The 22,010-nt window shown below is 32.9% G+C and carries 22 protein-coding genes; 4 read left to right on the forward strand and 18 right to left on the reverse strand.

Annotated elements, in window-relative coordinates:
- Positions 1-76: 76 nt before the first annotated feature.
- From ERX46_RS10675 to ERX46_RS10695, 4 genes are all read right to left on the reverse strand, one after another.
- A complete protein-coding gene (locus ERX46_RS10675) occupies positions 77-493 on the reverse strand; it encodes a hypothetical protein (protein WP_130093856.1) in 417 nt (138 codons plus the stop codon).
- A 141-nt stretch (positions 494-634) separates the two neighbouring features.
- Positions 635-1,087 carry a GreA/GreB family elongation factor gene (locus ERX46_RS10680; RefSeq protein WP_130093857.1) on the reverse strand — a complete coding sequence of 151 codons (453 nt, stop codon included), beginning with the start codon at positions 1,085-1,087 and terminating at the stop codon, positions 635-637.
- A gap of 50 nt (positions 1,088-1,137) precedes the next feature.
- Positions 1,138-2,391, reverse strand: coding sequence for a 3-phosphoshikimate 1-carboxyvinyltransferase (gene aroA / locus ERX46_RS10685; protein ID WP_165366215.1), 1,254 nt, complete (start codon positions 2,389-2,391; stop codon positions 1,138-1,140).
- A gap of 399 nt (positions 2,392-2,790) precedes the next feature.
- Complete coding sequence (locus ERX46_RS10695) at positions 2,791-3,744, reverse strand: DUF3078 domain-containing protein (protein ID WP_130093860.1); 954 nt, start codon at positions 3,742-3,744, stop codon at positions 2,791-2,793.
- Positions 3,745-3,919: 175 nt separating this feature from the next.
- Here ERX46_RS10695 and ERX46_RS10700 point away from each other — a divergent pair, with 175 nt between their 5' ends.
- A complete protein-coding gene (locus ERX46_RS10700) occupies positions 3,920-5,098 on the forward strand; it encodes an acetyl-CoA C-acyltransferase (RefSeq protein ID WP_130093861.1) in 1,179 nt (392 codons plus the stop codon).
- A 97-nt stretch (positions 5,099-5,195) separates the two neighbouring features.
- Here ERX46_RS10700 and ERX46_RS10705 read toward each other — a convergent pair whose 3' ends face one another.
- The 5 genes from ERX46_RS10705 to ERX46_RS10725 all read right to left on the reverse strand — a co-directional run bounded on the left by ERX46_RS10705 (position 5,196) and on the right by ERX46_RS10725 (position 10,121).
- Entirely contained in the window at positions 5,196-5,672 is a 477-nt protein-coding gene (locus tag ERX46_RS10705; protein ID WP_130093862.1) for a hypothetical protein, read from the reverse strand.
- Positions 5,673-5,682: 10 nt separating this feature from the next.
- The gene (locus ERX46_RS10710) at positions 5,683-6,477 is read right to left on the reverse strand and encodes a (Fe-S)-binding protein (protein ID WP_130093863.1); all 795 of its coding nucleotides are present in this window, start codon (positions 6,475-6,477) and stop codon (positions 5,683-5,685) included.
- 29 nt (positions 6,478-6,506) lie between these two features.
- Complete coding sequence (locus ERX46_RS10715) at positions 6,507-7,847, reverse strand: 4Fe-4S dicluster domain-containing protein (protein WP_130093864.1); 1,341 nt, start codon at positions 7,845-7,847, stop codon at positions 6,507-6,509.
- 17 nt (positions 7,848-7,864) lie between these two features.
- Complete coding sequence (locus tag ERX46_RS10720) at positions 7,865-8,905, reverse strand: MlaD family protein (protein WP_165366216.1); 1,041 nt, start codon at positions 8,903-8,905, stop codon at positions 7,865-7,867.
- A gap of 67 nt (positions 8,906-8,972) precedes the next feature.
- Positions 8,973-10,121, reverse strand: a complete 1,149-nt coding sequence (locus tag ERX46_RS10725) for an N-acetylmuramoyl-L-alanine amidase (protein WP_130093866.1) — start codon at positions 10,119-10,121, stop codon at positions 8,973-8,975.
- A gap of 67 nt (positions 10,122-10,188) precedes the next feature.
- On the opposite strand from ERX46_RS10725, the gene ERX46_RS10730 reads away from it, so the two are divergent.
- Both ERX46_RS10730 and ERX46_RS10735 read left to right on the forward strand, forming a co-directional pair.
- Positions 10,189-12,735 carry a putative LPS assembly protein LptD gene (locus tag ERX46_RS10730; protein WP_130093867.1) on the forward strand — a complete coding sequence of 849 codons (2,547 nt, stop codon included), beginning with the start codon at positions 10,189-10,191 and terminating at the stop codon, positions 12,733-12,735.
- Between the two features lie 106 nt (positions 12,736-12,841).
- Positions 12,842-13,333 carry a hypothetical protein gene (locus ERX46_RS10735; protein ID WP_130093868.1) on the forward strand — a complete coding sequence of 164 codons (492 nt, stop codon included), beginning with the start codon at positions 12,842-12,844 and terminating at the stop codon, positions 13,331-13,333.
- A gap of 33 nt (positions 13,334-13,366) precedes the next feature.
- On the opposite strand, the gene ERX46_RS10740 is transcribed toward ERX46_RS10735, so the two are convergent.
- Positions 13,367-13,777 carry a PH domain-containing protein gene (locus tag ERX46_RS10740; RefSeq protein ID WP_130093869.1) on the reverse strand — a complete coding sequence of 137 codons (411 nt, stop codon included), beginning with the start codon at positions 13,775-13,777 and terminating at the stop codon, positions 13,367-13,369.
- Positions 13,778-13,961: 184 nt separating this feature from the next.
- On the opposite strand from ERX46_RS10740, the gene ERX46_RS10745 reads away from it, so the two are divergent.
- Positions 13,962-14,543, forward strand: coding sequence for a YqgE/AlgH family protein (locus tag ERX46_RS10745; RefSeq protein WP_130093870.1), 582 nt, complete (start codon positions 13,962-13,964; stop codon positions 14,541-14,543).
- A gap of 147 nt (positions 14,544-14,690) precedes the next feature.
- Here ERX46_RS10745 and ERX46_RS10750 read toward each other — a convergent pair whose 3' ends face one another.
- From ERX46_RS10750 to ERX46_RS10785, 8 genes are all read right to left on the reverse strand, one after another.
- Positions 14,691-15,413, reverse strand: coding sequence for a hypothetical protein (locus ERX46_RS10750; protein WP_130093871.1), 723 nt, complete (start codon positions 15,411-15,413; stop codon positions 14,691-14,693).
- A 134-nt stretch (positions 15,414-15,547) separates the two neighbouring features.
- Positions 15,548-16,990, reverse strand: coding sequence for a WG repeat-containing protein (locus ERX46_RS10755; protein WP_130093872.1), 1,443 nt, complete (start codon positions 16,988-16,990; stop codon positions 15,548-15,550).
- Between the two features lie 22 nt (positions 16,991-17,012).
- Complete coding sequence (locus ERX46_RS10760) at positions 17,013-17,852, reverse strand: hypothetical protein (RefSeq protein ID WP_130093873.1); 840 nt, start codon at positions 17,850-17,852, stop codon at positions 17,013-17,015.
- Positions 17,842-18,432, reverse strand: a complete 591-nt coding sequence (locus tag ERX46_RS10765) for an RNA polymerase sigma factor (protein WP_130093874.1) — start codon at positions 18,430-18,432, stop codon at positions 17,842-17,844. The genes ERX46_RS10760 and ERX46_RS10765 overlap by 11 nt, the downstream gene beginning before the upstream one ends.
- 1 nt (position 18,433) lies before the next feature.
- Positions 18,434-19,543, reverse strand: coding sequence for a hypothetical protein (locus ERX46_RS10770; protein WP_130093875.1), 1,110 nt, complete (start codon positions 19,541-19,543; stop codon positions 18,434-18,436).
- Between the two features lie 561 nt (positions 19,544-20,104).
- Complete coding sequence (locus ERX46_RS10775) at positions 20,105-20,914, reverse strand: T9SS-dependent choice-of-anchor J family protein (protein ID WP_130093876.1); 810 nt, start codon at positions 20,912-20,914, stop codon at positions 20,105-20,107.
- A 138-nt stretch (positions 20,915-21,052) separates the two neighbouring features.
- Positions 21,053-21,238, reverse strand: a complete 186-nt coding sequence (locus tag ERX46_RS10780) for a hypothetical protein (RefSeq protein ID WP_130093877.1) — start codon at positions 21,236-21,238, stop codon at positions 21,053-21,055.
- Complete coding sequence (locus tag ERX46_RS10785) at positions 21,235-21,816, reverse strand: RNA polymerase sigma factor (RefSeq protein WP_130093878.1); 582 nt, start codon at positions 21,814-21,816, stop codon at positions 21,235-21,237. The genes ERX46_RS10780 and ERX46_RS10785 overlap by 4 nt, the downstream gene beginning before the upstream one ends.
- Between the last annotated feature and the right edge of the window lie 194 nt (positions 21,817-22,010).

The following is a 22,010-nucleotide window of genomic DNA, read 5'->3' on the forward strand; positions in this document are numbered from 1 at the left end:
TTTTCTTAACTGTTACCGCGAGATTTTATCTCGCTGTAACAGTTATCCTATCTAAACTCTCCCTCTTTAATCTATCTTATGCTTTATTTCGGGTGGTTTTTATTTTTTGTTTCTTAAACCATTCTTTTGATTCTCCATTAAAAAGAATAACAAGAACATATAGCTGAATCAAAATTTGAGTAATTGAAACGATACTTATCATAATATTAGTTTGAAATTCGGTCAATATTATTGATGGATAGCTTATCATTCCAATTATAAAGATAATTAGTAAAGTAATTCTTGCCCAATTTTTTCCTCGTCCAATCTTATAACCAAGAAATCCGATAATAAAAATCGTAATTATTTCAAACTTCAAGAATAGTGGATCAGACAGTAGTTTCTGGGTTGTCATGGTTTCATACAAAACTGATCTAATAAGTCCAACGAAAAGTGATAAATAAATCAAATTTTCTCCTTGTTTTATTTTATTTGGGATTTTCGTTAATGACATTTCTAATTCTATAAATTACTTTTGTTTAAATACCCCAACATTAATATTTAGTTCGAAGCACTTCTCCATCGATGCTATGAAGTAATGAAAAATAGAGGAATATTTATTAAAAATTATCAATTGTTAATTGTCAACTATCAATTAATTTATGCTCTTAATAAATTGCTTCGTATTATTCAAATTAATCTCGTCCCCTACCTTTTTATGCAACAACATTTTTCCCAAAGGAGAAGCTGTTGAAATAGCATATACAATTTGATTTTGGATTTCAACTTTTCCAAGACTCAATCCAATAAAATACAATCCCAAATCTGTTTCCACGAAACTACCTGAGATTATTATATCTGACTTCTCTTCGACTGGCAAACGATTCAATTCATTCTTGAACACCTTTACTTGATGAATTCTTGCTTCAGCATTGTCCATTTCTTGTTGCATCATCGCTCTGCTAGTTTCGTATTTGTCACCGGCGCTACTTTTCGTGTCGTTGTTACGCGATTCTAAAGCATCATTGTATGTTTGTGTTGAAATAGCTAGTCTTTCTTCTAACTCTTTTTCAATCGCCTTAATTACCTCTTTCTTTATGGTTTCCATATTCTTCTAATGTCGATATTATTTATCCGAAAACAGTCGGATTAATAGGTTTAAATTGTTAAAAAGTCTTTATAAAAATCAGGATAAGATTTTTCTATTGCGTTAGCATTTTCAATAAATATAGGCTTTTCAGCACCAATACTAAACAAAGTCATCGCCATTGCAATTCGGTGATCATTGTGTGAAGAGAAGGTGGTTTCTTCTGAAATAATTGGTTGACCATTTCCATAAATAATCATTTCATCTTCCAACAATTCAAGCTTCACTCCTACTTTTGCACATTCTTCTTGAAGTGTTAATCCTCTATCGCTTTCTTTGTGTTTCAATCTATTCAGTCCCTTAATTACTGATTTCCCTTTTGCATAAGCTGCTAAAACAACTAATGGAGGAAATAAATCTGGACATTCTGTAGCATCAAATTCAAACGGTTGAAGCTTATTCTTTTCAATCAATAAATCTTCGTTCTCCCATTTTACATTTGCTCCAGCCAATTGAACTGCATCAAGAATAACCTTGTCTCCTTGGCGAGAATTTGCTGACAATCCTGTTAATTTCACTTTACCTCCAATTGCAGCGGCAACTACGAGAAACGAAGCGGCACTCCAATCTCCTTCTACTTTATAATCTATTGGTTTATTTATGCTTTGATTTCCTTTACTATTAAAAATCTTAAAATCTTTATTTCCTACTTCCAATCCGAAATGATGCATTAAATCAATGGTCATTTTTATATAAGGTTTACTCTTTAAATTCAGCACATTAATTTGTGTATCGGCTTTTAAAAACGGTGCTACAATCAATAATCCAGTCAGAAACTGAGAACTTATACTTCCATCAATTTCAACTTCATGTTTCGAAGTTTCTCCCTCTATAATCAATGGTAATTTGAAATCATTGCTTTGAATATCCTTTCCGAATTCTTTCAATCCATCAATCACCATTTCCATTGTTCGCTGCGTAATTGAACCTTCTCCATTCACTTGAAATTCCTGATCAAAAAGCAATGAGAAAGCACTAAACAATCTTGTACTTAAGCCAGATTCTTTACAATTTATGGAAATTTCTTTAGTAGAATCACGTGATATTCCTTTCGATAAATGAAGTTCACCATTCTTACGAATAAATCTAGCACCTAATGATTCAATAATTCCTTGCGCAGCAATAACGTCATCACTATTTGTTAAATTACGAATAATCACAGTAGATTGAGACAATCCTGCCAATGCAATTGCACGTTGCGCATAGCTTTTCGAGGAAGGAATATTTACTTCTCCGTCAATTTTATTTTTTATTTGAATCTTCATTACATTCATAAATACGAAGATAATTAAGTGTAGGGAATTATTGAAGTTGAGAATATTTTTAAACAAAAAAAATGCTACTTCAGAAACTAAAGTAGCATTCAAAAAATTTATACGTGCTGATTATTTACCAGCTTTCTTTTCACGTTTCGCCTCTTTCTTCTCTTTTGCAGTTTTTACAGGCGCTTTTTTATCACTTTTCTTTGCATCTTGACTTTTTGCCATGATTGTTATTTTAGATTTAAATTAAATTGACATCTTCCTAAAAGTTGTCATACTTAGTTCAATTTTACGACATTTTTTTCATTTAATCGCATCGGTTGAAAAATATATTTTTTCAACTTGAAATAAAAAAGCCCCGACGATACTGTCGGAGCCCTAAATACTAATTAATTAAACTATTTATTTCTTTTTTTCCTCAAAGTTAGCCATTCGATAAGCTATCCCGATTCCAGTTACTTGTTTAAACTGAGTTCTTGGTCCAACATTTCCATTTCTGTCTTCGATATCAATATCATCATCATACACCAAGTTCAACTGAATATTAGCCGAAAACCATTTATTCACTTTAAAATCTAAAATCAACTCACCATTTACATCAATATTTTGAGGGATATTCACATAGCTTGAGAATAACTCAAGTCGAGATTTTAGACTAATATTTTCCATTAAATCTTTTTTGTAAACGATACGTATGTACGCCCCCATTTCAGCTCTAAATCTTTCACCTGGCTTTATTACTAAACCTGTATTAGATAATTCTGCTGGCTTAACACCAAATGCACCTGAATCTGCCAAAACTTGACTTTGAACGAAAGTAAACTTACCTGACAAAGGTGAAATCAGAACTTTTAAATTATCATTCGGAATATATTCAATACCTAATGATATGTTTACATAGCCTGGCGCCATAAAAGTAGAGGAGCGAATTGAATCACCTGGATTTGAATAACCATCCAAAAACTGAGTTCTAAAACCACCTAAAAAAGAAACAAACCATGGATCTTTTAAACCATAAGACAATGTTGATTGAACATCCAAAACATCATCCGTTTTTTCTATGTCTTCATCAAAATATTGAATTCCACCAATACCTGCTGATAGTGTACTTGCCCATCTCAATTTATTCTTTTTATAATCTGCCATTGCATTTATAAAACCTAAACCTGAGATATTGTTTCTACCTCCACTCGCCCAATTGGTAAACGTTGATTGGGTAACATTCAGAGAATATTTACTTTCTAGCTTCCAATTGGAAGGTTCTTTTGGTGGAATATCTGAATCGTCTTGTGCGTTCAAATTTGGAATTACAAAAAGGCTTATAAGCCCCATAAAAGTCATTTCCTTAAAATTCATTCTGTAAAAATATTTATGTTGAAAAAGTCAATAAATTAAATTCGGTGCAAATTTGTCACTTATTTTAAAAAAATCCTAATAGTTGAGCGACTAAGCCACTTATTCATTAAAAATGATGTAAAAAAGTGAAGAATTTCGTACTTTCGTGGCAATCAAAAAGAAAATTAACAGAATCATGAAAGAAGTTTATATTATTTCAGCTGTACGTACGCCAATAGGGAGTTTCCTTGGAGGGTTATCTACTGTTTCAGCGACACAATTAGGAGCAACTGCAATTAAAGGAGCAATCGCAAAAGCAAACATTAAAGCAGAAGACATCAATGAGGTTTTCATGGGAAATGTACTTTCAGCGAATTTAGGTCAAGCACCAGCGCGTCAAGCGTCAATTTTTGCAGGTATTTCTGATCAAGTTCCTGCTACAACAATAAACAAAGTATGTGCTTCAGGAATGAAAGCTTTGTCTTTGGCAGCTCAAACTATTCTTGCAGGTGACAACCATATCGTTGTTGCAGGTGGAATGGAAAACATGAGTATGGTTCCTCATTATGTAAATGCACGTAACGGTCAAAAGTTAGGTGACATTAAAATGGTTGATGGAATGGTGAAAGATGGTTTAACTGACGTTTATGGTCAAGTTCACATGGGTTCTTGTGCTGATGAATGTGCTACAGAATACAAATTCACACGTGAAGACCAAGATAACTTTGCAATCAACTCTTACGAGAAAGCTGCAAAAGCTTGGAAAGATGGTAAATTCAAGGAAGAAGTTGTTCCAGTTGAAGTTCCACAAAGAAGAGGTGAGCCAGTTATCGTTTCAGAAGATGAAGAATATACTAACGTTTCTTTAGATAGAATTCCAACATTACGTCCTGCTTTTAATAAAGATGGAACTGTAACTGCTGCGAATGCTTCAACTTTAAATGATGGTGCATCTGCATTGATCTTAGCTTCAAAAGAAGCTGTTGAAAAACATGGTTTGAAACCAATCGCTAAGATTGTTGGATATGCTGATGCTGCTCAAGAACCAAAATGGTTTACAACTGCTCCAGCGAAAGCTTTGCCTATCGCATTAGATAGAGCAGGAATTTCTAAGGACGATGTTGATTTTTGGGAATTGAACGAAGCTTTTGCTGTTGTTGGATTAGCAAATACAAAGATTTTAGGAATTGACCCAACGAAAGTTGACGTGAATGGAGGTGCTGTTGCACTTGGACATCCACTTGGAAATTCTGGTTCTAGAATCATCGTAACATTGATCAACGTATTGAAACAAAACGGTGGTAAATATGGTGCTGCTGCGATTTGTAATGGTGGTGGTGGTGCTTCTGCAATGGTAATTCAGAACATAGATTAATAGGATTAACAATTGGACGATTACAAATCGACCATACATATATAAAACAAAAAAAGCAGATCTCACGATCTGCTTTTTTGTTTTATATATGTCTTTCTTAACCCACCATGTGAGCAAAACTACTCTCTTCAATTGGTCTTGGCCATGCCGCTCTTAATTCTCCTAATGAAGTAATCAAAGGATCAAAAATTAATGCTTCTTGATGATTGTCTAAATCAGAGAAGTGAACTTGTTTTAAATCCTCACCTTCTTGAATGGTGACTTTCATTCTATCAAAAAAGTTAATTCCCATTTCTAACCCTAGATCTTTCATTTTATGAACTGATGCATCAACTGAACAACCAGAAGGTGGAACCAATGAGTCATTCACAGCAACTAGGGCAAAATATGGATTCAATACTTTCGCACCTGCCCATAATTTACTTCCATGTGCTGCCCAACCTTCAACGAAAGTGGTCAACTCATTTTCTAATTTAGATATTTCTTCTTTACTCAACGCTCTATCACTTTGATACAACCAAACTTTTGATTGGTCTGGAAACTGAGTAAATAAATCTTTATTTGAAATTTGCATAATTATTAAATTATAAATCTGCTGCAGTAGCAATTAATTCAGCGACATCAATTACTTGAACGCTTCCTTCTTTGTCTTTGTTTTTCACTCCGTCTGTCATCATTGTATTACAGAATGGACATCCAGTAGCAATGATATCAGGTTTTACCTCCAATGCTTCTTCGGTACGTAAAACATTCACCTCTTTATCCCCTTTTTCTGATTCTTTAAACATTTGAGCACCTCCAGCACCACAACATGTTCCTTTGGCTTTGCAGTTTTTCATCTCCACCAATTCAGCATCTAGTTTTTGAAGCATTTCTCTTGGCGCTTCATAAACATTATTACCACGTCCTAAATAACATGGATCATGGAAAGTAATTTTCTTTCCTTTAAACATGTCTCCACCTTCAACTTGTAATCTTCCTTCTTTAATTAAAGACTGAATCAATTGTGTATGGTGCATTACCTCGTAGTTACCACCCAATTCAGGGTACTCGTTTTTCATGATGTTGAAACAGTGTGGACATCCCGTTACTATTTTCTTAATTCCATATCCATCAAGCACTTCAATGTTTTGCATTGCTTGCATCTGGTATACGAATTCATTTCCAGCACGTTTTGCAGGATCTCCTGTACACGATTCTTCAGCACCAAGTACTGCAAATTTCACCTCACATTTATTAAGAATCTTAACAATTGCTTTGGTAATCTTTTTTGCTCTATCATCAAAACTACCTGAACAGCCTACCCAGAATAAGATCTCAGGAACTTCTCCGTTCGCTGTCATTTCTGCCATTGTAGGTACTTTCATCAAATTGCTCATAAATATTTCTTTGTAATCAATTTATAATTTTATTCTTCGTCCCTCCAGTTCAAACGATCATCTGGACTAAATTGCCATGGTGCACCATTGTTTTCAATGTTAGAAATCATTCCTGCTAATTCAGTAGGTACTTTTGATTCTTCCATTACAAGGCTGCGGCGCATTTCCATAATAATAGATAAAGGATCTATGTTCACAGGACAAGCTTCAACACAGGCGTTGCAAGTTGTACATGCCCATAATTCTTCTTCTTTTATATAGTCATTCAATAAACTCTTTCCATCATCATGGTCCTTTCCGTGCTTGCGAATATTTTTTCCCTTCTCATCCAAACGATCTCTCGTATCCATCATAATCTTACGCGGAGAAAGTAATTTCCCTGTTCGATTTGCCGGACAATTATCAGTACATCTTCCACATTCCGTACAAGTGTATGCATCTAATAAGTTTTTCCATGATAAGTCATCCACATCTTTTGCTCCAAAACGAGCAACCTCTGCTTCCCCTTCAGCTTCATCAGGAACTGCATACGGATCAGCATCTGGATCCATCATTAACTTCACTTCTTTCATTACTGACTCCATATTCGTAAACTGACCTTGTGGTTTCAGATTTGAGAAGTAAGTATTTGGGAAAGCTAAAATAATATGGAAATGTTTAGAGAATGGTAAATAGTTTAAGAAAGTAAACACCATTAAAATGTGTCCCCACCAACCTATTCTTTCCACAATAATCAATGTTGATTCACTCATTCCACCGAAAAGTACTGGTCCTACAAATTGAGATATTGCAAAACCGAACGATTGATCTCCTAAATTTTCAGCATGAGAAAGACCTTGTGAATAAAGTACTTCGTCTGCACCATTCATCATGAAAATGAAGGTTATCAGAATCAATTCCATTACTAAGATCATGTTACCGTCTATTTTCGGCCAACCTTTCATTTCTTTCATATTCAATCGTGGAACTTTAATCAAGTTACGTCTTGCCAAAAAGATAAAAGTTGCAACGAAAGCCAATACTGAAAGTACTTCAATAAATGAAATCATAAAAGTATAGAATCCACCAAGTGAACCTCTGAAAAGTCTATGTTCTCCAGATAATCCATCAGCAATAATTTCTATCAATTCCACTTGTGTAATTACAAAAGCTGCATATAAACAAAAGTGAAGAATTGCCGGAATTGGACGTTTGAACATCTTTTTCTGTCCCAAAGCAATCAGCGACATTACTTTTAGTCTTTCTCCTTTATTATCGGAACGGTTTACATCTTGTCCCATCAAAATATTGGATCGAATCTTATTTGCATTCGAAGCAAAATATCCAAATCCAACAAGTAATAAAACTGCGAATATTATAATTGAAATCATAAATTATTATTTAATGTTTATTGAATAGTGTCGAGTATTTTCTTCAATTTACGTTCCTCATCTTTTGTTATTGGAACTCCTTTAGATTTTGAACCAAAGACTGAAAAATGAATGTATCTTTCTGGGTGAACTTTAATATCGTCAACTAAATTTTGAAGTCTTTCATTGGTGGTATTCAATTCATCATAAAGTTGTTCATCTTTAAGCAATTTACCCAAAGTTCCGTTTCCATCAGCAGCTTCTTCCAATAACCCATTCACTTTCTGCAATGTTATTGTCGCTTCGGAAATTGCAGTTTTAAAATCAACAGTGACTAATGAATCTGTCAATTGCGCCATATTACCCACAACTTTCTGGATTTCAGTATTTGTTGCTTTAAAATTGTGCGTGATGTTTTCAACATTATCGAATATACGACCAAGTTTTGCTTTCTCATCAAGAATCAAATTGTCCATATTATAAGCTACGCGACCAAATCTAGAAATAGCAATTTTCACCTCATTCAATCCTTCGTCCAATGTATAAGCAGCTGAAGTGTCCCAGAATACTGTGATTGAATTTACAATGTTATCTATTGAAGTAATCAGGTTTTCCATTTTCCTTTTTATAGGCAATAACTCCGATTCAATTTGTTCTGTAATCTCCTGACTTACCGTTCCATTTAATGTATCACCAATTTTGTAATAACCTTTCTCAGCAATAAAATTTTGTTCAATATGAACACCAGTACTCAAAACTCCTGGAACAATTTTAATTCCAGAACCTTTTGCTAAACTTAGTCCATCGGTATGAATATTGAATTTTACTAAAACTCTTTTATTTGGATCTGTGTAATTATTTGGATTAACAAGGTCTACCGTGATCACCTTACCTACTTCTACACCATTCAATGTCACAGAGGAAGATGGAGTCAAAGCTCCAGAAGTTGGGAAATAAGCATAATAGACATCATCTCCTCCGAAGAAACTGTTTCCTTTAAGGTAATTCACCCCGAAAATCAGAAGTGCTGTTGATAAAATTACTGCTAAACCTATTTTGAATTCTTTTGATACTTTCAATGTTGTCGATTTTGTGCTAAAATAATGAGAATAAATTTATAAATCCTTTACTAATGTAATAGAAATTCTACTTCTTTGCCAATTTTATTGCCTCTGCAATCGGAATTCTTTGACCATTTACAAATCCAACCACAAAAGCATGCTTAAAACCAATATTTTGCATTTCTTGTTTATAGGCATTTGCAGCATCAAAATCATTTTCAAATAATCCAGCTGTGTACTTATATAATCCGTCTTGTTTGTATTCTTTTACAGCAATATTATTGAATCTCTTATGATTTACAGAGAGCGGAACTCGGGATGTTTCAACTTGAATTTTAAAATAAACATTGTCCTTTTCTTCCTTGAACACTATTTGTTCTTCTTCATCACTTTCCTTGATTTCTTTTATAGAAGCTTCAAATCCAGCACCATTTTCAACTAAAGTATTTACACCTTCAATTTCAGCAACATATTCTTGAAAAGCTTTAAAAATAACGTTTGCCATTTTAATCTGATTCACAGGATTATGTAAAAACTTTTCTTCAGAACTATTTGTTAAAAATCCAGTTTCAATTAAAACACTTGGCATCGTAGTTTTATACAAAACCAAGAATCCTGCTTGCTTAACTCCCCTATCTCTTCGGTCGATGGCCCTAAACTGTGCTTGAATCTTTGATGCTAAGTTGATACTTTGATTCAAGAAAACACTCAATTGCAATTGTCGCGCAATAATGGCATCTGGAGTTAATTCGAAATCTTTGTATTTCTCTTCACTATTATCTTCAAATAAAATCGTGCTGTTCTCTCGTTCTGCAACTTGCTGCTGACTTTCAGTTCTGTGCAATCCTAAAACATAAGTTTCAGTTCCATAGGCTGCTGAACCCGCTGCGTTGGCGTGAATAGAAATAAAGACATCCGCATGATTCTCATTGGCGATTTTTGCTCGGTGATCTAATTCAATAAACTTATCAGAATCTCTGGTGTAAATAACTTTAATGTGAGGATATTTACTTTTAATGTATTCACCAAGTTTTAAACCAATAGCCAAAACAACCGTTTTTTCGTTGGTAATTCCTCCATGACATCCAGGATCTTTTCCTCCATGTCCGGGATCAATGACCACAGTTTTAATCCCATTAGACAATACGTCATCAAGGTTTTCTTGGGCGAACATTGGATGAACTGACCACAGAAGAGTAAATAATACTATTGTTTTATATATTTTTGACCACACAACAATGTAATTTTTTAGATTTGCATCCGTTTACGTTAACTATTATACACAAATTTACGAGTTCCTATTGAGCAAAAAATATTCCATAACGCATTTTTTCGTCGTTGGATTGTTAATAATTCTATTAACACCTTCTTTTTACGCTCAAGATTCTTTGAAAATTGTAGAGAAACAACGCATTTATAGAACAAAGGATGCTTTGGAATCTCGCGTATATTATTCTTGTACAGATTCAATAGTTGCCAATCTGAAAACGAATAAAATATCTATTTATGGTGATGCTATCGTTGAGTATGACGGCATTAAAATGACAGCAGACTTAATTGAATTGGATACAGACAAAAGCGAAATTTATGCAATTTACACTTTAGATGAAGACGGAAACCGTGTTGGAATTCCAAAATTTGAAGAAGGAACACAATCTTTTACAGCTGCTAGTATGCGTTATAATTTTGAAACTGAAAAAGGTTTTATTGAAGAATTAAAAACGAAACAAGAGGAGATGTACCTTCAAATGGAGGTGGCCAAACGTCAAAAGAATGAAGAAGTACACTTCATAAAAGGAAAATTCACTACTTGTGAACTAGATGATCCTCACTTTCACTTTCAACTTTCAAAAGCTGTAATGGTTCCTGAAAAAAGAATTGCTACCGGTCCTGTAAATCTTTGGGTAAAAGGAATTCCAACTCCATTAGGCTTGCCTTTTAGTGTTATTCCTACGAAAGATAAAGAAGCAGAAAATGGATTTATTTTCCCAATGTTTACTCCTGTATCGCAATATGGATTTGGTTTTCAAGATTTTGGATATTATTTCCCAATAAAGAAATCTGATTTAATTCAAACCACTTTTTATGCAAGTTTATATTCACGCGGAACTTTTGAAATAAAGAACCAAACAGATTACAAAAAGCGTTATAAATATAACGGAAATTTAAACCTTGAATATAGTTCGTTTAGGCAACCGTTTCCAGCCGATTCAATTCGTAAACAAAAGATTGTTGTGCAATGGAAACATGCCCAAGAAGTAAAAGCAAATCCATTTTGGAAATTTAATTCTAGTGTAAACTTTCAATCCGATAATAGTGGTAAAACCAATTTAGATCCGCTGAATCAGCAATATTTCCAGAACAACTTTAACTCAGACATCAATCTTATTAGAAATTTCCCTGGAAAACCCGTGACTATGGGATTAAAAGCAGCTTTAAAACAAAACTCAGCATCTCAAAATATAGAAGCGGATTTACCTACTTTTAATGTTAACGTAAATCGTTTCTTTCCTTTTAAAGCTTTAAGAAAAAATAAAATTGGTGGAGAAAAATTCTATGAAAAAATAGGATTTACTTATGCTTTAGAAGCAAAAAACAGAGCTATTTTTGCAGATAGCTTATTAAATGATAAACGTTTTGACCTTATTCAAGATAGAATGCAAAACGGAATTCAGCACAATTTTGGAACAAGTTATCCTTTGCAGTTATTTAAGAAAGTGGTCACCTTAAATACAACAGCACAATATAATTTACGCATGAATTTTCAGTCTGTTGAGAAGCGTTTTGATACGCCAACAAATTCAATTGTTAATGATACTTTAAGTGGTTTAGGCTTTTCACAAGATGCGGCTTTCCAAACAGAATTATCAACGAATCTTTACGCTTACTACAACTTTATAGGAAAAAGCGGAATGAAAATGCGTCATGTTATTACTCCAAGAATTTCTATGCGTTACCAACCAAACACCAGTTCTTTCGTTACAGAAACTATAGGTCCAGACAATACTGAAATTGAATACTCACCATACGAAAACAGTTTGTACAGAGAAAGTATAGGAAGAGATGTTGGATTAATTAGCTATAATTTAAACAATACATTTGAATTAAAACACCGCAATAGAAACGATACCATTGGAGAAGAATTTGCAAAAACAAGAATAATTGATGCACTTTCTGTAAATGGTAACTACGATATATTTAAAGACTCAATGCAGTTTTCTGATGTTAATTTCACTTTGAGAATTGCGCCGATAAAAGGTTTAAGTATTGTTTCTGGAGCTTCTGTATCACCTTATGCATGGAATGATGATGGAATTGCCTACGACAAGTATGCTTCTAAAAATGGACAAGGCTTAGGTAGAGTAACGAAAGCAAATTTCTCAACAACATACACATTCACAGCAAAAGAATCGCGGGACGAAATCAATAAAACCCAAGAATTAATGGGTGATCATTGGGGAGCAGATTACCAATATTATGCAATGAATCCGCATGAAGTCATCAATTTTAAAATTCCTTGGAAAGTAAATTTAACACATACTTTCTTTGTGAATTTGAATACTTCAGATCCACTTGAACGCTACAGAAAAAATCAAAACATCGTACTTTCAGGAGATGTGAGTTTTACAGAAAGATGGAAATTAGGTTTAAACTCAAGTTATGATTTAAACATGAAGGAATTAACACAATCACGTTTGACGTTAACACGTGATATGCACTGTTGGCAACTCTCGTTTTACTGGACACCAATTGGTGGTCAACAGAGTTTCTTAGTTCGATTTAACGCTACTTCTGCCCTATTCCAAAGTGCGAAATTGGAGTTACGTAAACCACCGGAATTCCTTTGATAATGGTTAATTGTCAATGGTTAATTATTAACGTGTTTTACTCAATCTCAAATTCATAAATGTTGATTCGGAGAACCGTATATTTTTAAGATTTAAAATACAGTTTATGATCAAAATAGTATCTATTTTTATTTTACTACTATCTCAATCCATTGCTTTTTCTCAAATTAAGATTGATGGGGATTGGTACGTATATGATAAGGGGCATCCGGCAGAAATCAATGATTATGAAAAGGATTCACTTACTCATGGTTACGAAAATATTGACTTTATATTAGGCTTTTCAGAACAATTCACATTAACAAAGAATAAGAAAACTTATAAAGTACCAGAAGATGAATTGATATGTACAGAACAATTATTGTTCGAAGACCACCAAGTTCAAAACATGGCGAAATGTAAAGGAATTGAGGATGAAAATTATAAAATATACGGCGGTAAACATGGAATTTATAATTGGATCAATAAGAAGACAATAACTTTATCTTTTGTGGTTGGAATTGGTCAATTTAGGTGCGTTTACAAAATAAAGGAAAAGGAAAAGGAATTAATCTTCAACATGAAAGGAAACGTTGAGTTTAAAAAACTTAACGAATGAATTATTAGGTTTACCTTAAGGAATTGTCAATTATCAATTATTCAGTCTTTGATTCAAAACCTCTCTAATTTTCTTAGCGTCACCAATCGAAAAATTCTTCAATTTCACCACTTCATTTCCCATTGTGTACACGATAATTGATGTGCTAATTAATCTACGGTCAATTTCTATTGATGAAATACGTTTAAATGGAATTGCAATTTCATCCACTCCAATAAAATGACTGTTGCGTTTTCTATAAATCAACTCTTTTGAAGTGATGATTACACGGTCTGGAGTGAATAAGCTGCCTCCTAAAATAAATCGTGATGAGAAACTTAATGTTTCAAATTCAATTGCGTTAACCTTATTATTTGAAGCGTCGGAACCGCCTACTTTCTGTCCACAGTTTGAACAAAAATTAGCTTCTTCATTTATTTCACCTCCACATTTCGAACAATACATTTTAAAAGTTGTTTTATGATGTAATATCTTAGCTCTATATAAGTTATATGTTTAATAGGAAACCAAGATAGTAAATCAAAGTAATTCTTCTAAAATAATTTTAAATTTAACTTACAAAATTCAAATCAGTTGAAGAAGAATTTATATATTGATACAATAATTGAAAGTTCAATACAAAGAAACCATGGCAATCGATTTATCATTTGAGAATAAAAGAAAACCGCGCAAAGGAAGAGTTTTAATTTCTGATCCATTTTCTAAGGACGATTATTTTGGTCGATCCGTAGTTTATATGTGCGACTATAACAGTGAAGGTACATTTGGCTTTGTATTGACCAATTTTCTAGATATTGATTTATCTGAGGTTGCTAAAAACTTCCCTGATGTTGGTGCAAATATCGGCATTGGAGGCCCTGTTCAAACAGAAAACATTTTCTTTATTCATACCCTTGGAGATGGACTACCTGGGAGTATTGAAGTAGATGATGGGATTTATATTGGTGGAGATTATGACTTATTGACCGAACAACTCAACGATGGAACAGCTGATCCATCAAAAGTGCGCTTCTTCTTGGGATACTCAGGTTGGGATCCAGGCCAATTAGAAGAAGAAATCAATAGAAATAATTGGATTGTTGCGCCAGTTTTGAATCCACTAGAAATTATGGATACTTCAATTACTGATATCTGGCAAAGGTTTATGAAACGTGAAGGGAAAAAGTATGATATATTGTCTCGTGCGCCAATAGACTTTAATGATAATTAGTAGGTCAGTGTTGAGTGTTAGCGATAATTGCGGGACAGGGAGTTTTGAGTAGTGAGTATTTGCGTAAATTGGAACGCGGATGACGCGGATGCATCGACAGGCTCAGCAGAACCGCAAGCAACGCGGATAATCACGGATTTTATAATATTAAAAAGTATAATTAATCTGTTTTATTACCTCATATTCTTCCAAACCCTTTTCATCAAAGTGCTTAACTACGATAGCATCCAAGAGCAATAATATTTCACCACTTTTTGGAACTGTAAATGCTTTATATTTGTACTTCGAAAAGGTCTTTAATCTCTTTTCATAAAAGGTTGTTTTTTCTATAATTCTCTCTTCTTCATAGACTTTTTCAATAGTTGGATGAAAACGACTTAAATCGATAAATGTAAAAGCTCCATGATTGAATCCTTGATTTCTTTGATCGTACTTAGCATGTTCATAAAAAACAGTTTTGAGTCTGTGATTCTCCCATGTAAATTTGCATTCGCTATAGTTATAATTGACTTTCGTTGATCCGTTAAAAAACTTAATTATATTAGCATTGCCATGCGTATAATGATAAACTTTTGCTTCTGAGAATCCTTCTTGCTTGTGTACTTCAAAGGATTCGTTTTTAAAGTCGTATTTCCAAGATTTCAACCGAGACAATGAATCATATTCAAAAATATAATCTAAAGTCTTATCTCCAAAAATAGAATCTGAACTCGATTTGGAAATTGAATACTGTTCAACCTTTTTGACTCCTAAAATATTTAAATTACTGTTATTAGGTTCAAATTCAATATTATCAGGAAAAACGAACTGAAATTGTCCGTAACTGAATAATGATGTGATTAGCAAAAGGGTTAATAATACGTGCTTCATATTTATTTGTTTTATCTTGGAATGAAGTTTACTTTTCTATTGATTATTAGGGTTATTTCCGTTTTACATCAAAGGATTTTCCGTCTTTAATTGTTAAATTTTTAAGTTCCATGCTTGATACTTTCTATTCTAAACTAAAATTTCTCAACACCCTTAGTCGCCTCTAAAACACCTTTCTTTCCATCAATTGAAATATTAAAATAAATCTTATCTCTTAAATAATTATTCTTCAAATATCTGATAGTAGTATATTTTGGGAGAATAATAAGTAAAGCATTGTCAAAATGTTCATTTAACAGGCCATACTTGCCATCCTTAATCAAAACATAATAACCTCTTACCCAATATATGTTATCAAAAATAGGCTCACTAATAAGTTTGTAATTGTGGTCATAAAAGCCCCATTTCTCATCTTTTTTGACATGGATTGTCTTATGGCTTTGGTAAATAGTATCAAATTCAATTGGTATAACTAATTCGAAATTTTGATTAAAAACTCCATAATGATCATCTTTCTTTACAATATGCCACCATTGTCTTTCTTTTGCCCACAAGACTCTTGAAAGGATTGAGTCATATTCTAAAGGCAAAATAATCTGATTGTTTCGTCCTACATATCCATATTTCCCATTTTTTCTAACAAGGTATTCCTCTCTATCAAGTATAGGGTATACTGAGACTCTTTGTTTAATAAAGGTGTATTTTTGTGAAGCGATAATTGGATCAAAAGTTTTTGGGTCAAACATGCCAACAGATCCATCTGTTGAATAAGCATAATAATCTAGATAGTCTATTATATTAGTGTACTTAAAATCCATTAATACATTCCCAGTTTCATCTATTATTCCCCAAAGTCCGTCTTTTTTCGTGATAATATGACTCCTGTTAATTTTAGAATATTTAATATCTCCATCAATTAATTCAAACTGTATAGCAACATCTTCTTTGTAGGTAGAATCAATCCACCCAAACTTTCCGTTGTTAATCACAATAAAAGCTTTTTGTTCGTATAGTTTATTTAGCACAATTGCATCATACTTAGCTTCTAAAACAACCTCACCGCTAATCGTGCTGAACAAACCTTTTTTACGTTGTCCTCCAATAATGTTGTGATCAGACAAATACCAAGGAGTAGTTTGTTGTTTAGTTTTATCTTGATTAGTTTCTGAATCTACTTGATTATAAAAGAGAAGTGCTTTTGGTTCATTAGAAAGATAATTCAATTTATCATCATCAACATTCCTGAATTTATGTTTTAAAAAACTTTCTTCAGCTGCATTATAAACATTTAGAATTTCACCTTTTTTATTTCTAAAAACATAAACATTGGGTTGAGTTGGCCCTAAAATATTTGACCAACTCATGGCTCTAGGACGAGACTGCTCCATAAAACTCACTTTACTTCTCCACGCATCATAATGATTTATAACGATCATTTGAATGTCATTTTGAAAAGGATAATAAATAGTATCTACCTTTCCAGAAGGCCCCTCCTCTATAGTTTGAAACTGAGCATAAGAAGTAAAAGCAAATAGGAAAGGAGCAGCTAAAGGCAATATGTATTTGGAGTATTTCATTTTGATTTTATAATTGTTATCATTAATACAAAGCCATCAATAAACCCATAGTTTCATCAACATCAACAAACTTTGGAGCTGCTTTGCTAAACTTCGTATCCATATTCTTACCAGCTGGACTCATCACCTCGACATTGTCTAGTCTAAAATCTGATTGTGTTCTTTTTGCCGATGGACTCGCAACTATATCATCATCGTTTTTTCCGTTGTCCCAATCAATTTTACTTTCCTCGAGATTGAAATTTTGATTCATTTCTTTAGCTGCAGGATTTGGTAAAGGCCCAATAGTAGTTTCTACAAACCTTTCTTCTACAATAGACGAAATCTGAGGCTCACGAAATTCATCAGACAACTCTACTGCTTTCTGATCAGAGTTTTCTTGGCTTAATTCTTTCGATTGAGCTTCACTTTCTAAAGACTCAACTGTGTCTAATCCGATTGTTATCGGATCTAATTTCTCAACAGCAGTATTCATTGCATATTGAGGTGCTTGATTTTGCCATAAGAATGGAATAACAAGTGCAACTGTTAAAGCAACCATCACCAATTGAAAAGCTGGTTTCTTGAAAAACTGTGTATCTCTTGGAAAGAAGAATAACCAAAGTTTATTCATCCACATTTCTTTTTGGTGCACATGCTTTGCTGCAAAACGATCATTTAGTCTTTTCTTAACTGAAGGAGATAATTCAGCTTGTTTTTCTTGATTGAATGAGGATACAGAAAGGAAAGTCAACTTTAAAGCGTCAAACTCTTCTTCATTTTCTGCCCATTCTTTTAGTATTGACTTCTCTTTGGGAGTCAACTTAAAAAACCTTTTCTCTACGATTATATTTTTTATGAAATCTTCCATTTTATTCTTCATTAATTGGATTGTACATCTGTAAAACTCCAGCGATTTTCTTTGTTGCATAGAACAAGCGCGACTTTACAGTTCCTTCATTAATATCCATTATTTCAGCCACTTCTTTTACTGATAAACCATCAATGTGACGCATTACAAAAACTTCTCTGTGTTTATCTTCCAGTTTTGATATCGCTTTTTCTAAATCTGTGCTAAAGTTCTTCTCATTTAACTGTTCTTCAATGGGCTGACTATTTCCAGCCACTTGCAAATCCGATGAAATGCCATTATTTGTGTTTGAACGCACAGCCATTTTCTTGTATTCGTTGATGCACATATTATTGGCAACAGAATAAATCCAAGTTTTAAAACTTCTATTGGGATCAAAAAGTTCTGGACGGTCAATTAATTTCGCAAATAAATCATGCATGAAGTCCTCTCCTTTTTCTTTGTCGTGCTTCAATTTTCGAGTAAAGTAATAAGCCAGTTTTGAACCATAGCGTTGATAGACTTCGTCAAAAGCGCGTTCATCGCCTTTGCCCATTAGTCTCACCAATTGCTCATCAGTTTGCTTTTTATAATTAACTCGAAATATTCCCATTCTATTTATTCAAGAGTGCTTTAATTTGCTCTGTTTTATTAGATTTTTGTCCTATCATCCTTATCATTTTTTCAATCTCATCGATTGAATTAAAATCCTTTTTAAGGATATATGAATTCCTAACATCGAAAAGGAATGGCAGATAATTACCCAATAATTGACCATTCTTAGAAATACTGATGTGCTGATTAATTTTTGATTTTAAAGAATTTTCAAAAAACATCAAATTACTTTTAGCTGCATTGGGAGCCTTATTCTCAAATGAAAATCCTAATCCAACATTCTGCAAATTCTTTCCTTTTTCTAAGTAAGATTTTGGAACAGAAACAGCAACTACAATATTTTTATCAGAATTCAATTTCATAAATTCATCAAAGAATTGCGTATCAATCACATCTTTTTTCGGTATGTTATATCCTTGCTTTTTCAATCGTTTCCTGTATTCATCACTTTGTAGATGATCTAAACTGATAATTTCCACATCATTTCTGATATTATTTAATTTTTGTTGAATCAATAAAGGATAAGTATCTTGTTCTCCGTGACTTATTAAAACTGAATTAGAAGGCAAAGAATGGAGAACATTTATCGCATAGAGTTCCAAATCTATAGAAAACGCACGCATAGAATTCAAGTGTTGCAGGTATTTATTTAATTCAGCTTTATTATTCATGATGTAAGAATATGCGCTCAACTCCTTGAGGACAGTTACATCATTTGGCTTTAATTTTTCAGCTGCTTTTAAACTATTGATTTTAGAAAAATCATAATTCCCCACTTGATAATTCAATAAGTGATATTCAAAACTTTGATTGTTGATTTCCTCAATTTCATTTAAACGCAATTGCATTTGTTGCTGTTGAAACAAAGTAGGTGACTTTCTTACTGATGAAGTAGAAATCATTTTCAGTTCCGATTGTAATTCATAAACATTCAGTTCGAAAGATTTTAATTGAACATTAAGATCTTTTCTTGATAATGATTGGGTCTGAATTTTCATATTCGACTTCTCCTCGATTTGATTGGAATTATTCTGATTATTAACAGGCGGAATTGCCTGACCATTTGCCAGCAGCGAAAAAAAGACAAAGAAAACGAGTAATTTATACATATTGATGCTTATTTTTATAACAGTACATCTTTACCTTAAAAGGGTTCAATTTTAATTGAAAATTGACAGTTTATAATTGATAAATACGAAATTAGTCAATTGTAAATCAGTTACGAATTTAGTCAATTACGAATTACGAATTAAAAAAAGCGTTCAGTTTTAATCGTCACATTTTCTATTGTTAATACTTGAATTATATAGACTTCAAATAAATAATAGTTCGATACTGCAAGCTCTGTTCATACCTAAAAAGAATAAACCCTTAATACCAACAAGATCCCTTTTTAAAATTCATTTGCAACAAGTACGCAAAACAATTTTAAAAAGGGATCCTGTTGGAGTGCGTAGCCTGTTTGCTTAATATTGCGTTAGGACATGTTATGCAAAGCGTATTGAAGAAAGTAAAATAATCAACATTGTGATGATGATTAGAACTGCGCAAGAAAAGGAATTAGAGAATTAATAAATTCAAAAAAAGAAATCAAACAAAAGAATGAACACTCAAGCCCTCTAAAATTCTAATTACGAGTTCGTTAACCATTAATAATTAAACATTAATAATTATTTAACGATTTTCCTTCTCAAAACTCCCATTGAAGTTTCAACTGTAACAAAGTAGATTCCAGATTTCAAATGAGTTACATTCAATGAATGATTTGATGTTGAATTTTCAACCTTCTCCTCTGCTACTTTTTGTCCAAAAGAATTATAGATTTCTATATTTTGGATGATAGCATTTCCTGTATTTAGATTAAGAACATCAGCAACTGGATTGGGATAAATTGACAAATTGATTTCTTCTTTTCCCACTGTTAATGGATCATCTTTACGCACTTTTATACTGTCTAAATAAAGTTTAAAACCATTATACGTAGTATTAACGAAAGCAATGTAAATATCTTCGCCTACAAATTCATCTAAAAGTTCTGTGTGTTTTGTCCAAATAGGCATTTCATTACTCACAATAACTAAAGTGTCTTTGAAATCGGCAACAGTATTTCCTGTTTTTGAAATCATTACTTTATAAGAATCAGGAAAAGAAGGATCATGAGATAAACCACTCCAAGAAAGGTAATTTCCAAAAGTTCCTAGAGTCAATTGTGGAGTAATTAACCAGCGGTCAGCTCTGTCCACTGGGCTAAAATAAGAAGTACTAGAAGCTGTTCCATTTGTAGCATCCACTGGATCTTCTTTAATGATCCATGCGCTTGAATATTCTTGAACGTCATTTGCAACGGTGTTTCCATCGTTATCTATAATTGAAAACGGCGCAGGAAGCGCTGACATGTCAAAATTCTCTTCCAAAATCGTTATTTGTCCAAATAAAGTTGAACTTGCTAAAACTGCTAAAACTGTAAAAATACTCTTCATCTACGTCATTCATTATATTGAAGCAACTCAAAATGGTTGTACTTCAAATGTGCTCTACAAATGTAATAAATTCAGTAGACAAAGTTTGCATTCGGTTTAAGATAACATTAAAGTAAGTGTTTTTCTATACGCTAAAATTTAAAATTGTGTGATTAAAAAAAATAGGGCAACAGCGGAAGTACCCACTGTGCCCCAAAATCCTATTGATTTCCAATAAATAGCAGAATCTTTCTTCAAATCCTTTAGAATTGAATCGAAATTTTGCTGTTCTTGAATTTCCTCGGAGGGAACTTTCCACCGGTTATAAACTACTTTTCGTTTCATAAGCGTGAATTTTTATTAAATGATTTTTTAAGTTTTTCTAATGCTCTAAATGTCTTTACTTTAGCGTTATTTTCTTTAACGGATATGATTTCGCCGATTTCTCGGTAAGCTCTATCTTCAAAATAACGCAATTCGATCAATTGCAAATCCAGTGCATTCAATTCTCCTAAAGCTTTGAATAAACGTTGTTTATTAATGGAATTTGTTTCTTCTTCGAAAACTTCCATAAACGTAGCGACTTGCATATTGTCGATGTTAATTGTACGTTTTGCTTTATTGTCTCTAAATGCTTGATTCATTTCGCTTTTTGCAATACGGTATAACCATGAAGCCAATGGAACACCTCGGAATTCAAACTTTTTTAAGTTTTTTAATGCTTTCAAGAATACTTGTGAAGTTACATCATAAGCCGATTGTTTATCCTCCATGCGTTGATAAACATAACGAAATATCTGTTCGTGATATTTTTCATACAATGGAGCAAAAAACTTGGGGTTTTCTTTTGCTGATACTATCCATTCCTGCTCTTGGTTGAGCATTTGGTCGGAATGATGGTAAATGGGGTTTATACTTCTCATAGTTTTAATATTGGGTTTTAACAGGGTTTATTAAACTGCTTGCAGACAGCTTAATGCTCTAATTAGTATAGTAAAAAACTAACGCAATTAAAAAGCATTTCACATATATTAACGTGATTTGTGAAAAAATATTGCATTGGAAACTGAACCGCTATGGCCTAAAGCTTCAAATGATAATACAATTCTATAAATAT

It is taken from the genome of Brumimicrobium glaciale (assembly GCF_004152935.1).
Classification (GTDB): Bacteria; Bacteroidota; Bacteroidia; order Flavobacteriales_D; family Crocinitomicaceae; genus Brumimicrobium; species Brumimicrobium glaciale.

What these genes read in the sequence shown, in the direction of transcription:
- ERX46_RS10675 (WP_130093856.1), bottom strand. Translation starts at nt 493, where the DNA reads ATGTCATTAACGAAAATCCCAAATAAAATAAAACAAGGAGAAAATTTG.
- ERX46_RS10680 (WP_130093857.1), bottom strand. Translation starts at nt 1,087, where the DNA reads ATGGAAACCATAAAGAAAGAGGTAATTAAGGCGATTGAAAAAGAGTTA.
- aroA (WP_165366215.1), bottom strand. Translation starts at nt 2,391, where the DNA reads ATGAAGATTCAAATAAAAAATAAAATTGACGGAGAAGTAAATATTCCT.
- ERX46_RS10695 (WP_130093860.1), bottom strand. Translation starts at nt 3,744, where the DNA reads ATGAATTTTAAGGAAATGACTTTTATGGGGCTTATAAGCCTTTTTGTA.
- ERX46_RS10700 (WP_130093861.1), top strand. Translation starts at nt 3,920, where the DNA reads ATGAAAGAAGTTTATATTATTTCAGCTGTACGTACGCCAATAGGGAGT.
- ERX46_RS10705 (WP_130093862.1), bottom strand. Translation starts at nt 5,672, where the DNA reads ATGCAAATTTCAAATAAAGATTTATTTACTCAGTTTCCAGACCAATCA.
- ERX46_RS10710 (WP_130093863.1), bottom strand. Translation starts at nt 6,477, where the DNA reads ATGAGCAATTTGATGAAAGTACCTACAATGGCAGAAATGACAGCGAAC.
- ERX46_RS10715 (WP_130093864.1), bottom strand. Translation starts at nt 7,847, where the DNA reads ATGATTTCAATTATAATATTCGCAGTTTTATTACTTGTTGGATTTGGA.
- ERX46_RS10735 (WP_130093868.1), top strand. Translation starts at nt 12,842, where the DNA reads ATGATCAAAATAGTATCTATTTTTATTTTACTACTATCTCAATCCATT.
- ERX46_RS10740 (WP_130093869.1), bottom strand. Translation starts at nt 13,777, where the DNA reads ATGTATTGTTCGAAATGTGGAGGTGAAATAAATGAAGAAGCTAATTTT.
- ERX46_RS10745 (WP_130093870.1), top strand. Translation starts at nt 13,962, where the DNA reads ATGGCAATCGATTTATCATTTGAGAATAAAAGAAAACCGCGCAAAGGA.
- ERX46_RS10750 (WP_130093871.1), bottom strand. Translation starts at nt 15,413, where the DNA reads ATGAAGCACGTATTATTAACCCTTTTGCTAATCACATCATTATTCAGT.
- ERX46_RS10755 (WP_130093872.1), bottom strand. Translation starts at nt 16,990, where the DNA reads ATGAAATACTCCAAATACATATTGCCTTTAGCTGCTCCTTTCCTATTT.
- ERX46_RS10760 (WP_130093873.1), bottom strand. Translation starts at nt 17,852, where the DNA reads ATGAAGAATAAAATGGAAGATTTCATAAAAAATATAATCGTAGAGAAA.
- ERX46_RS10765 (WP_130093874.1), bottom strand. Translation starts at nt 18,432, where the DNA reads ATGGGAATATTTCGAGTTAATTATAAAAAGCAAACTGATGAGCAATTG.
- ERX46_RS10770 (WP_130093875.1), bottom strand. Translation starts at nt 19,543, where the DNA reads ATGTATAAATTACTCGTTTTCTTTGTCTTTTTTTCGCTGCTGGCAAAT.
- ERX46_RS10775 (WP_130093876.1), bottom strand. Translation starts at nt 20,914, where the DNA reads ATGAAGAGTATTTTTACAGTTTTAGCAGTTTTAGCAAGTTCAACTTTA.
- ERX46_RS10780 (WP_130093877.1), bottom strand. Translation starts at nt 21,238, where the DNA reads ATGAAACGAAAAGTAGTTTATAACCGGTGGAAAGTTCCCTCCGAGGAA.
- ERX46_RS10785 (WP_130093878.1), bottom strand. Translation starts at nt 21,816, where the DNA reads ATGAGAAGTATAAACCCCATTTACCATCATTCCGACCAAATGCTCAAC.